The organism is Streptococcus oralis (genome assembly GCF_004127215.1).
GTDB classification, from domain to species: Bacteria; Bacillota; Bacilli; order Lactobacillales; family Streptococcaceae; genus Streptococcus; species Streptococcus oralis_BD.
Genome location: NZ_QEWJ01000005.1, coordinates 31,657 through 44,318, shown reverse-complemented (window position 1 = coordinate 44,318; position 12,662 = coordinate 31,657). Strand labels below are relative to the sequence as shown.

Sequence of the window (12,662 nt, the reverse complement as noted above, 5' to 3'; positions counted from 1 at the left end):
GGGAATTTTTTCTACTTCATTGCTTATTTTTATCGTTATACTAAAGTTAATTTTTAGTTGTGAAAATATGATAAAATAGAAAAGATAATACATTAATTAAGGAAAGTAAAAATGGCAAGTAAAGAAAATGCAGAACGCAAGGAGCTGCATCGTAAAATTTGGGCTATTGCGGACGATGTGCGTGGGGCTGTAGACGGTTGGGATTTTAAACAATATATCCTAGGAATTCTGTTCTATCGTTTTATTTCAGAGCATATGGCAGACTATTTTGACCATGCTGAGCATGAGGCTGGTGATTTAGAATTCCGTTATGCTGACTTAAGTGACCAAGAAGCTGAGCAAGATTTTAAACCGGGGACAGTTGAGGATAAGGGATTCTTTATCCTTCCGAGTCAACTATTTGAAAATGTTGTCGAGAACGCTTCACAAAATGAAAATTTAAACGAAGAATTGGCCAATATTTTCCAAGATATTGAGAAGTCAGCGATTGGATTTAAGTCAGAGGATGATATCAAAGGTCTGTTTGATAACTTGGATACACGAAGCAACATCCTTGGTGGAACTGTTCCAGAAAAAAATAAGCGGCTTTCTGATATCCTTAACGGTATCAATAGTATTAACTTTGGTAACTTTGAGGAAAATGATATCGATGCCTTTGGGGATGCTTATGAGTTCTTGATTTCCAACTATGCCAGTAACGCAGGGAAAAGCGGGGGTGAATTTTTCACACCACAGACAGTATCTAAACTGTTAGCTCGACTAGTCATGGTCGGTAAGGACAAGATTAATAAGGTCTATGACCCAACATGTGGTTCAGGCTCTCTCCTTCTTCAAATGAAAAAACAATACGAAGATCATATCCTAGAGGATGGATTCTTTGGTCAAGAAATCAACATGACCAACTATAACTTGGCTCGTATGAATATGTTCTTGCACAATATCAACTACAATAACTTTGATATTAAGCGAGGAGATACTCTTTTAAATCCTCAGCATTTGGAAGAAAAGCCTTTTGATGCAATCGTTTCTAACCCTCCGTATTCTGTCAAATGGGTGGGAGATGGAGATCCAACTCTGATAAACGATGACCGTTTTGCGCCAGCAGGGAAACTAGCTCCTAAGTCAAAAGCAGACTTTGCTTTTATCATGCATAGTCTCAATCATTTGTCCAATAAAGGTCGGGCAGCTATTGTGTGTTTCCCAGGCATTTTCTATCGTGGTGGTGCTGAAAAGACCATTCGTCAGTATCTAGTAGATAACAACTTTGTTGAAGCAGTAATTTCCCTTCCAGACAATCTCTTCTTTGGAACTTCTATTGCGACTACGATCTTAGTTCTGGCGAAGAATAAACTTGAAAATAAAACACTCTTTATTGATGCGAGTAAAGAATTCAAAAAAGAGACCAACAACAATGTCTTGACCGATAGCAATATCGAGCATATTGTTGAATTGTTCACTAATTATCAAAATGTTGACTATAAATCTACTCTTGTTGATAATGATGTGATTGGTTCAGAGCAAGATTATAACCTCTCTGTATCAACCTATGTCGAACAAGAAGACACGCGTGAGAAGATTGATATTGATGTGCTCAATAAAGAAATTGCAGAGACTGTTGCCAAGATTGACCACTTGCGTGCAGAGATAGACAAGATTGTAGAGGAACTTAGCCATGGCAAATGATGTGATTCTCTATAGAACAGATGATGGCAAATCCGCTATTGAGCTTCACTTGGATAATGGAACGGTCTGGCTGACCCAACAAGAACTAGCTGAGCTCTTTCAAACTTCCAAGCAAAACATTAGTAAACATATCAAGGCAATATTTGAGGATGGTGAATTAGATGAAACAGTGGTTGTCAACTATCAGTTGATAACCACTCGTCACGGTGCAATAGCTGGGAAAACTCAGTCGAAAAAAGTCGCCTACTATAATCTGGATATGATTTTGGCGATTGGCTACCGTGTGCGTTCCCCTCGTGGAATCCAGTTTAGACACTATGCTTCGACAGTCTTGAAAGAATATCTGATTAAGGGCTTCGCTATGGATGATGAGCGCTTGAAAAACTTGGGTGGAGGCTCTTACTTCAAAGAACTCCTTGAGAGAATCCGAGACATCCGCTCGAGTGAAAAAGTTTTTTATCGTCAGGTTTTAGATCTTTTCGCGACATCTAGTGACTACAATGCAAATTCACCAGAGGCAAAGAAATTTTTTGCGACAGTTCAAAACAAGATGCATTATGCCATTCACCACAATACTGCGAGTGAACTCATCTATAACCGTGTCGATAGCGAAAAGGAGTTTATGGGCTTGACCACTTTTAAGGGAGACCTTCCTACTCTATCTGAAGCAAAAGTTGCCAAGAACTATCTAACAGAAAAGGAACTCCGTGGGCTTAATCAGCTTGTATCAGGATATCTAGATTTTGCTGAAAGACAGGCACAGCGAGAAGAAGTCATGACCATGGCAGACTGGGTGACTCACGTAGATCGTATCCTTCAGGCTACTGGCGAAGATTTGCTGGACAATAGTGGTTCTATTTCTCGTGAACAGATGAAGCAGAAGGTGGATAAGGAGTATAAGGGCTACCAAGCCAAGACCCTCAGTCAAGTTGAAAAAGATTACCTCAAGGAAATCAAAAGCATTGAAAATCTAGCAAAGGAAGGAGGGAACTGATGAACATTCTAGAAGAAATCCAGAACTGTTCCGTTGAGTGGAAAGAGTTGGGGGAAGTGTGTGAAATTGTCAGGGGTGTGAGAATAACAAAAAAGGAACTTATAGAAAAAGGCTTTCCTGTCGTTAGTGGGGGCACTAGTTTTATGGGGTACACTAATAAGTACAACAGGGAAGCAAATACGATAACTATTGCTCAATATGGAACAGCTGGTTATGTTGATTGGCAGTCGGAAAAGTTCTGGGCAAATGATGTATGTTTCTCAGTTTATCCCCTAAAATCCATCTTGAATAGATTCTTGTATTATTTTTTAAAGAATAAACAGGATTATTTATATGAAATATCAAATAGAACAGCAGTCCCTTATTCAATTTCAAAAGAAAAAATATTAAGGATAAAAATTCCCATTCTCCCTCTAGAAATTCAAGAAAAAATCGTGCAAATACTTGACAAAATGACTGAATATGTTACAGAATTGACCTCAGAATTGACCTCACGTAAAAAGCAATATTCTTTTTATCGAGATAAACTCTTATCATTTGAGGATGAGGTTTATCAGGTTGAGTGGAAGAAGTTGAGCGAATGTCTTAAAAAAGGTAAAGGAACTAAAATTACAGCTAGTCAGATGAAATTACTTCATAAAGATGGTGCGCCAATCCGTATCTTTGCAGGAGGAAAGACTTACGCTGATGTGAACTATGGAGATATTCCTGATAAAGATATTCATACTGAAGAAGCAATTGTTGTAAAATCTCGAGGAATTATTGATTTTGAATACTGTACAAAACCATTTAGTTTTAAAAATGAATTTTGGTCATACAGTTCAGACAATGAAAATATCAATTTAAGATATATTTATCATTACTTAGTTCATAATAAAGAACATTTTCAAAACATCGCTAATAATATGCAGATGCCACAAATTTCTAGTAATGATACTGAAAAATTCAAAATCCCAGTTCCTTCTCTTGAAATCCAATCTCGTATTGTTCAAGTTCTGGATAACTTTGATATGGTTTGTAATGACCTCAACATCGGACTACCCAAGGAGATTGAACTACGCCAAAAACAGTACGAATATTTTAGAGAAAAACTCTTGACATTCGTCGCCGAAGGCGAGTACACTGAGAGTAGAGTAGAGGAGTGGGACAACTCCGCTCTTATCAAACTTTTACAGTGGGTATTTGCTCCAATTCGAGTGAAGTTGGGACAAGTTGTCAATTTACAACGCGGGAAACGTCTTGTGAGACAACAATTAGCTACTAAAGGAAGTTTTCCAGTTTATCAAAACAGTTTGGCGCCCTTAGGATATTATACTGAATCAAACAGAGTGAAAAATACTAGCTTTGTAATTTGTGCAGGGGCGGCTGGTGAAATTGGGTATAGCGCTATGGACTTTTGGGCAGCAGATGATGTCTACACATTAGAGACGTCAGATAATATTTCTGATAAATTTATGTACTATGTCTTGTTAAGTAAGCAAGATAGACTCAAATCACAGGTTCGAAAGGCCAGTATTCCGAGATTATCTAAGGATGCTATTGATAAAATTACTTTTTACTTACCATCCATTACAGAACAAGAAAGAATCGTCTATATTCTTGACAATTTTAACACCCTAACCAACTCTCTTTCTGAGGGCCTTCCAAAGGAAATTGAACTAAGACAGAAACAGTATGAATACTGGAGAGAACAATTATTAAACTTCACTAGATAAATTCTTGAAGCATTTTGAGAAAGAATCTCAATTAATACAATAAAAGGAAACATACTATGGTTGATTATTCAAAAATACATGAAGTAATTGCGGAAACAAATGAAGGGATTCTCTTGGCTGAGTATCAACCAGAGTATCGCACAGATAGAGAATATCAGTCTGAGGCAGACTTGGAAAATCAGCTGATATCTGATCTGGTTAATAGCCTAAACTATGAGCGACTAGATATTCATACGCCTGCCGAACTCTTAGCCAATGCCAAGGTGCAAATAGAAAAACTTAATAAGGTGACTTTTTCGGATGTTGAGTGGAATCGCTTTGTAATGGAGTATTTAGACTGTCCCAATGAAGGGTTAGTTGAAAAAACTCGAAAAATCCAAGAAAATCATATTTATGACTTTGTCTTTGATGATGGGCGAATTAAAAATATTTTCATCCTTGATAAGAAAAACATTCATAACAACAGCATGCAGGTCATCAACCAAGTGACCCAAGTGGGTAGCCACACTAACCGTTATGATGTTACTATTTTAGTGAATGGTCTTCCGTTAGTTCAGATTGAATTGAAAAGACGAGGGGTTAGTCTGCAAGAAGCCTTTAATCAGGTTCACCGTTATAGTAAGGAAAGCTTCAATAGCGAAAATTCTTTATACAAATACATTCAGATTTTTGTCATTTCTAATGGCACTTATACACGCTATTTTGCCAATACAACAGCTCAAAATAAAAATCATTATGAGTTCACCTGCGAATGGGCGGACCGCAAAAATAAAACAATCCACGACCTAGAAGACTTTACTGTTACATTTTTGAGCAAGCGAGTCCTTTTGGAAGTTTTGACCAAGTATTGTGTTTTTGATGCTGATAATACCTTGCTCATTATGCGCCCTTATCAGATAGCAGCAACTGAGAGTATCTTGCGCAAGATTCATTCTTCCAATGAAATGAAGAACTTTGGCACTATCAATGCTTGTGGCTATATCTGGCATACAACGGGGTCAGGAAAAACTTTGACCAGCTTTAAGACTGCGCGCTTGGCAACAGAGTTGGACTACATTGACAAAGTGATTTTTGTGGTTGATAGAAAAGACCTTGACTATCAGACCATGAAGGAGTATCAAAAATTCCAGCCAAATTCAGTCAATGGTAGCAATAATACAAAAGAACTCCAACGAAGTATCGAAGAAAAGGATGATCGAATCGTTGTCACAACCATTCAAAAGTTAAACAAGTTTATAACAGCAAATCCAAATCATGAAATCTATAATAAAAAATGTGTTTTAATCTTTGATGAATGTCACCGTTCCCAGTTTGGGAAGGCGCAAAAGCGGATTAAGAAGGCCTTTAAACAGTACGCCTTGTTTGGATTTACAGGAACACCGATTTTCCCAGAAAATAGCTTGACGGGTGAAACGACACAAGAAGTTTTTGGAGAACAACTTCATAACTACGTTATCACAGATGCTATTCGAGATAAAAAAGTATTGAAGTTCAAGGTTGACTATAACTATATCAAGCCTGAAATCAATAAATATAGAGAAGCAGAAAAAGCAGTTGGTCAAGAGCTTGATGAGAAGAAACTCAAAAAGATGGAGAAGGAACTACTTCTCCATCCAGAACGGATAGCAACCATCACAGAGTACCTGTTGAGAGTTTATAACGACAAGACGCGTCGGAGTAAATATTACACTCATAAACAAAAGAAGATGCAAGGTTTTAACGCCATGCTGGCTGTACAAAGTATTGAAGCAGCAAAGTTATACTATGACGAACTCCAGAGACAACAAGCAACTTTACCAGAAGCTAAACGCTTGAAAGTTGCAACCATCTTTAGCTTCGCACCCAATGAAGAACAGTCAGCTTATGGGGAAATTCAAGATGAAGAGCTCGAACTGCAAGATACAGCCATGCCTCAATCTTCTAAAGAGTTTCTGGAAAAAGCGATTGATGACTATAATCGAATGTTCAAGACTAATTTCTCAACTGATGGGAAAGAGTTCCAAAATTACTATCGAGACCTTTCTAAGAGAGTTAAGTCTAAAGAAGTGGATCTTCTGATTGTAGTGGGTATGTTCTTGACGGGATTTGATGCTCCAACCATGAATACTCTCTTTGTCGATAAAAACCTACGTTATCATGGTTTGATTCAGGCATTCTCGAGAACCAATCGAATTTTTAATAAGGTTAAACCTTTTGGGAATATTGTTTGTTTCCGTGATTTAGAAAAGGCTACGCAAGAAGCTATTAAAACTTTTGGGGATACCAACAAACTTGAAATCATCTTAGAAAAAAGCTTTAGTGAATACATGGATGGTTTCGTCGATCAAGTAACGGGTATCGAGGTCAAAGGATATACTGCGGTTTGTCAGGAAATTCTGGAAAAATTCCCAAATCCGCAGGAAATTGAAACAGAGCATGAGAAAAAAGAGTTTGTTAAGCTCTTTGGTGAGTTGCTGAAGCTTGATAATGTTCTTCGAAATTATGACGAATTCCAAGAAATAGACAAACCTATTTCTGAAGGTTATCTTCAGGATTTAAGAAGTGCTTATGTGGAAATTCGAGATGAATTTTTGAACCTTAAAAACTATGAAAAGACCAAAGATCTAGATGTTGACCTTTCAGATGTTGAATTTGAAATTGAATTACTAAAAACAGATGAGATTAACCTAGACTATATTTTGGCATTGATTGTTGAAAAATCGAAGAATTCTGAGTCTAAGGAAGTAATGAAAGCAGAAGTTAGTCGTGTGATTCGTTCTAGTATCGATATTCGTGCGAAAGAAGAGTTGGTTATTGGATTTATCAATGATACCGATTTGCAAAAATTGCAAGACCATGATGAGATTATCAATGCATTCTATGAATATGGTAAGGAGCGCAAGAAAATTGCGATTCACGACCTAGCTGAATCTGAGAAACTTGTAGCTGATTATCAATTATTCATCGACAAATCAATTCAACGAGGTTATGCTGAAAACAGTGGGACTGATTTGGATTCGATTATTCCACCAACTTCTCGTAGACAGGGAGCGCGTGAACGGAAAAAGCAAGAGGTTTTACGTAAGATTCAGTTGCTAGTAGAGACATATTCAGGTATTTAAGGATTGTCAAACAAGGTTTATTAGAAAAATCAGGCTCTACAAAAAACACTCTTTATTCGCTCATTTTTTAGATACAACTTTGTTTCCATATTTCTTGGAAACGGATAGAAAACAAGGAGAAACATGGAACAAACTAATCAAAAATCTCAGTGCCAGCAACTCTGGGCTAGGAACAAATACCTCGTTTTGAGTCATTCCAGCAATATTTACAATGAGATTCGCCAGTACTTGAAGAATGAACAAGTGGAGCTGAGTCTGGTTCAAGAGATGATTGACCGCGCCTGTCAAATCCCAGAACACAGGGGTCAGGTTTGCAATGCTTTTCAGCATATATGGGGCTATTTCAAAAAGAAAGCGACAGATGCTGAGCGCAGGGACTACATGCTCTTGCTGGATCGCTACCGCTTTGGTCAGGCTTCTAAGGAAGACTTAATCGCTAAGACCCGAGACTTGCTGGATCGCTATCCCAGTGCCTATTTGCAACATTCGACTTTACTGAAAGGAGACTCCCATGAGACTTTGGCATGAGGCTTTGATTTCACAACTTCCCCGTCCTCAACTCTTGGGGCAACATCGAGAGTGCTGTGCCCTGCGTGGCAATGGCTGGGGCAGAAAGCATGCGACAGTGGACTATGTCTTTACCCACTCGCCCTATCGTCTCTATGCCTACCATGACTTGATCATGAAGGAGATGGCTAACCGAGGCTACAATGTTAGTCCAGAATGGCTGGACAAGAACTACCGTGGGAAAATTTGCCCTGCTTATGAAGACTTAGCAGAGGAGAAGCTAGGCAAGCCTATCTATAGTGAGCATGATGCAGGATACTATGAGGAGTGCTTAGATAATCTCCGAGAGAAAGGCATTGAGCTGGAGTAAGAGTCAGGATTAGCTCCACATTATAACTCTTCTCGTAATTTTTTCGAATAATAAATTCGAATAATAAAGATGAGACTTTTAGAATGATTCTGAAGGTCTTTTTTTATGAGTGTTAAGATTTACTTTTAATAACTTTTGAGTTATAATGAAATTAGAAAGAGGTTGCTTGGTGCATACGATTTACTTCTATAAGGACAAAAATGGAAATGAGCCAGTCTTAGATTATATGAGAGAATTGGCTTGTCAGAAAAGTAAGGATAGCCGCATCAAACTCAATAAAGTAAACGACTATATCGAGTTGCTTAGTCAGCATGGTACGAGCGCTGGCCAACCCTATATCAAACATTTGGAAGATGAGATTTGGGAACTAAGACCTCTTAGGGATAGGATATTATTTGTGGCTTGGGTTGATGGGAGTTTTGTTCTTTTACATCATTTTGTTAAAAAGACTCAAAAGACTCCTAGAAGAGAAATTGAAAAAGCCAAGCGTGAACTGAAGGACTTAAAAGAAAGAGGGTTAAGTGATGAAGAATAGTGCCATTGGAAGTAATTGGAAGGATGTTCGGTCAGAACTCTTTACCAAGGAGGAAATCCTTGAAAGTGATATGCGAGTAGCTATCATGAGTGAGTTGATTGAAGCCAGACACGAGCAAGGAATTAGTCAGAAAAAGCTAGAAGAACTTAGTGGAGTCAGCCAGCCTGTTATAGCTAGGATGGAAACAGGCAAGACTAGCCCTCAATTGGATACGGTTTTAAAAGTTCTAGCCAGTTTGGGAAAGACACTAGCAGTCGTTCCACTTGAACAGGAAAAAAGTTGATTAAACTAATCTATAGTCTTTTCTAATAACAAGCCATAGTCACTTATAAGAATTATCAATAGCTCGTTTGAGTATTCTAACTAAAATATAGCTATAAAACAAGATATACAAAGGATTTGAGACACTAGTCTCAAGTCCTTTTCTTTTGTCTAAAAGAGTGATATAGTTTCAAACTATATCAAAGCCTAATTATTTACAATTATACAGGCGCTTTCTTTTCTGTTAAGATAGTTTCAACAACAAATTTTGGAGGACACATCATGTCAACTACGATCATCGGTTTCCCTCGTTTGGGCGAATTCCGCGAATTAAAATTTACAACTGAAAAATACTTTAGAAAAGAAATCTCAGAAGAAGAACTTTTGGCTGCGGCTAAAGAATTGCGCGCAAAACACTGGAATATTGTCAAAGAAAAAGGCATCACTGAAATCCCATCAAACGACTTTTCTCACTATGACAACTTCCTCGATGCGGCCTTCCTCTTCAACGTGGTGCCTGCATCCGTTCAAAACTTGGACTTGTCTGAGCTTGAGCGTTACTTCGCTTTGGGACGTGGTTACCAAGGAGAAAAAGGGGACGTTCGTGCCCTTCCGATGAAGAAATGGTTCAACACCAACTACCACTACATCGTGCCTAAATTTGAAAAAGACACTCAAGTCAAACTTGCAGGACACAAGATTTTTGATGAGTACCAAGAAGCAAAAGAACTTGGTCTTAACACTCGTCCTGTCCTTGTAGGTCCATTCACTTTCCTTCAATTGTCAGACTTTGAAGAAGGCGTGAAAGCAGAAGACTTCGTAGATAGCTTAGTAGCAGCCTACCAAGAAGTTTTTGCGAAATTGGCTGAACTTGGTGCGACACGTATCCAATTGGATGAAGCGGCTCTTGTCAAAGACTTGACAGCTGAAGAAAAAGCACTCTTCTTGAACATTTACAACAAACTTTTGGCTGACAAGAAAGGTCTTGAAGTCTTGCTTCAAACATACTTCGGAGACGTTCGTGACGTCTACGCTGACCTTGTAAACTTGCCAGTAGATGCCATCGGTCTTGACTTTGTCGAAGGTAAGAAAACTCTTGAACTCGTTAAAGGTGGCTTCCCAGCTGACAAGACTCTCTATGCAGGTATTGTTAACGGTAAGAACATCTGGCGCAATAACTACGAAAAGAGCTTGGCTGTTCTTGAACAAATTCCAGCTGAAAACATTGTCTTGACAAGCTCATGCTCACTTCTTCATGTGCCATTTACAACTGCTAATGAAGAATTTGAACCAGCTATCTTGAACCACTTTGCTTTCGCAGTTGAAAAATTGGATGAGATCCGTGATTTGGATGCTATCCGCAACGGCCAAGGTGCAGAAGCTCTTGCAGCCAACAAAGAACTCTTTGCAACTGAGCGTGTGGGTGAAAATGCGGAACTTCGTGCTCGTATCGCTGGCTTGACTGACGCAGACTACACTCGTTTGCCAGCCTTTGCAGAACGTGAAGCTATCCAAGAAGAGGCCTTCAAACTTCCAGCTCTTCCAACAACAACCATCGGTTCATTCCCTCAAACAAAAGAAGTCCGTGCCAAACGTTTGGCCTTCCGTAAGGGTGAATTGACTCAAGAAGAATACGATGCCTTTCTTGCTGAAACCATCGACGAATGGATCAAATGGCAAGAAGAAGTTGGATTTGACGTGCTTGTACACGGTGAATTTGAGCGTAATGACATGGTTGAGTACTTCGGTCAAAACTTGTCAGGTTACCTCTTCTCTAAGAATGGTTGGGTACAATCATACGGTATGCGTGGGGTGAAACCACCAATCATCTGGGGTGATGTCACTCGTCTCAACCCAATCACTGTCAAATGGTCTAGCTATGCACAAAGCCGCACTGACAAACCTGTTAAAGGGATGTTGACTGGTCCTGTTACCATCCTTAACTGGTCATTCCCACGTGAAGACATCTCTATCAAAGATTCTACTCTTCAAATCGCTCTTGCTATTAAGGATGAAGTTCTTGACCTTGAAGCTGCAGGCGTGAAAATCATCCAAATCGACGAGGCTGCTCTTCGTGAGAAATTGCCACTCCGTCGTAGCGACTGGTACGAAGACTACCTTGACTGGGCTATTCCAGCCTTCCGCTTGGTACACTCTACAGTAGCGCCAGACACACAAATTCACACTCACATGTGTTACTCAGAATTTACAGATATCATCCCAGCTATTGACAACATGGATGCGGACGTTATTTCCTTTGAAGCAAGCCGTTCAAACCTTGAAATCTTGGACGAACTCAAAGCGAAAAACTTCCAAACAGAAGTGGGACCTGGGGTTTACGATATCCACTCTCCTCGTGTGCCAAATGAAGGTGAAATCGACCACACAATCGAAGCTATTCTTGCTAAAGTACCAAGCAAGAAAGTTTGGATCAACCCTGACTGTGGTTTGAAAACACGTGGTATCCCAGAAACAAAAGAAAGCTTGATCCGCCTTGTAGAAGCTGCTAAAGCTGCACGTGAGAAATTGTAAGATTAGATTTCTCTCTATACAATGGTTGTTCAAAAAGAAATCAACTAGAAAAGGTTATTACATATGTCACGCCAAACACCGTCACTCTCATTTGAAGTGTTCCCTCCAAACCCAGCTGTGGGTAATGATAAGATTATTTCTGCTCTTCAAGATATGCAGGAGCTAGCACCGCACTTTATCAGTGTAACTGCCAGCAATAATAAATTTAATATCAAGGAAACGACGGTTCGTTTGGCTGACTTTATCCAGAATGACTTGGCGATTCCAACCATTGCCCACTTGCCAGCTATCTATTTGACTAAGGATAAGGTTGCTGAAACCATTGCGGACTTGGACAAGGTTGGGGTACAGAAAATCTTGGCCTTGCGTGGGGATATTATCCCTGATGTGGAACCACAAAAGGATTTCCGCTACGCAACGGACTTGATTGAGTTCATCAAGGAACAAGCCCCTCACTTTGATATTATTGGCGCTTGCTACCCAGAGGGGCATCCTGACTCGCCAAACCAGATCTCAGATATTCAAAATCTCAAGAAGAAAGTGGATGCAGGCTGTTCAAGCCTTGTAACGCAACTTTTCTTTGACAATGAGCGCTTCTACGATTTCCAAGACAAGTGTACCTTGGCAGGGATTGATGTTCCTATTCATGCGGGGATCATGCCCATTCTGAATCGAAATCAGGCTCTTCGTCTCTTGAAGACTTGTGAGAATATCCACCTTCCACGCAAATTCAAAGCCATCTTAGACAAGTATGAGCATGACCCTGAGTCGCTCAGAGCAGCAGGACTTGCCTATGCCGTGGATCAGATCGTGGACTTGGTAACTCAGGATGTCGCAGGTGTGCATCTCTACACCATGAACAATGCTGAAACAGCAAAATACATCCACCAAGCAACCCATGCCTTGTTTAACCATCAGTCTTTAGGATAATAAAAAGCAAACCATTCTTCTCAGGTGAGGGGAA

At 39.4% G+C, this 12,662-nt stretch carries 10 protein-coding genes; all 10 read left to right on the top strand.

The genetic code is table 11. From position 1 onward, the window contains the following. The first annotated feature begins 111 nt into the window (after positions 1 to 111). The 10 genes from DF216_RS05115 (at position 112) to metF (ending at position 12,628) form a co-directional block, all read left to right on the top strand. On the top strand, positions 112 to 1,683 hold the full coding sequence (locus DF216_RS05115; protein WP_129326179.1) for a type I restriction-modification system subunit M: 1,572 nt from the start codon (positions 112 to 114) through the stop codon (positions 1,681 to 1,683). Next, positions 1,673 to 2,677: a virulence RhuM family protein gene (locus DF216_RS05110; protein WP_129326178.1), complete on the top strand. Its 1,005-nt coding sequence runs from the start codon at positions 1,673 to 1,675 to the stop codon at positions 2,675 to 2,677. The genes DF216_RS05115 and DF216_RS05110 overlap by 11 nt, the downstream gene beginning before the upstream one ends. Next, positions 2,677 to 4,392 carry a restriction endonuclease subunit S gene (locus tag DF216_RS05105; protein ID WP_129326177.1) on the top strand — a complete coding sequence of 572 codons (1,716 nt, stop codon included), beginning with the start codon at positions 2,677 to 2,679 and terminating at the stop codon, positions 4,390 to 4,392. Before DF216_RS05110 ends, DF216_RS05105 begins: the two co-directional genes overlap by 1 nt. A gap of 56 nt (positions 4,393 to 4,448) precedes the next feature. Further along, positions 4,449 to 7,493 carry a type I restriction endonuclease subunit R gene (locus DF216_RS05100; RefSeq protein ID WP_129326176.1) on the top strand — a complete coding sequence of 1,015 codons (3,045 nt, stop codon included), beginning with the start codon at positions 4,449 to 4,451 and terminating at the stop codon, positions 7,491 to 7,493. Positions 7,494 to 7,616: 123 nt separating this feature from the next. Further along, positions 7,617 to 8,021 (top strand): YbgA family protein, encoded by a 405-nt coding sequence (locus DF216_RS05095; RefSeq protein WP_129326175.1) that lies wholly within the window; start codon positions 7,617 to 7,619, stop codon positions 8,019 to 8,021. Further along, the gene (locus DF216_RS05090; protein ID WP_129326174.1) at positions 8,005 to 8,370 is read left to right on the top strand and encodes a TIGR02328 family protein; all 366 of its coding nucleotides are present in this window, start codon (positions 8,005 to 8,007) and stop codon (positions 8,368 to 8,370) included. The genes DF216_RS05095 and DF216_RS05090 overlap by 17 nt, the downstream gene beginning before the upstream one ends. A 169-nt stretch (positions 8,371 to 8,539) precedes the next feature. Next, positions 8,540 to 8,905 carry a type II toxin-antitoxin system RelE/ParE family toxin gene (locus DF216_RS05085; protein ID WP_061454300.1) on the top strand — a complete coding sequence of 122 codons (366 nt, stop codon included), beginning with the start codon at positions 8,540 to 8,542 and terminating at the stop codon, positions 8,903 to 8,905. Further along, positions 8,895 to 9,188, top strand: coding sequence for a helix-turn-helix domain-containing protein (locus tag DF216_RS05080; RefSeq protein WP_061454301.1), 294 nt, complete (start codon positions 8,895 to 8,897; stop codon positions 9,186 to 9,188). The genes DF216_RS05085 and DF216_RS05080 overlap by 11 nt, the downstream gene beginning before the upstream one ends. 260 nt (positions 9,189 to 9,448) lie before the next feature. Further along, positions 9,449 to 11,698, top strand: a complete 2,250-nt coding sequence (gene metE / locus DF216_RS05075) for a 5-methyltetrahydropteroyltriglutamate--homocysteine S-methyltransferase (RefSeq protein ID WP_129326173.1) — start codon at positions 9,449 to 9,451, stop codon at positions 11,696 to 11,698. Positions 11,699 to 11,761: 63 nt separating this feature from the next. Next, positions 11,762 to 12,628 (top strand): methylenetetrahydrofolate reductase [NAD(P)H], encoded by an 867-nt coding sequence (metF, locus tag DF216_RS05070; RefSeq protein ID WP_129326172.1) that lies wholly within the window; start codon positions 11,762 to 11,764, stop codon positions 12,626 to 12,628. The last annotated feature ends 34 nt before the right edge of the window (positions 12,629 to 12,662 follow it).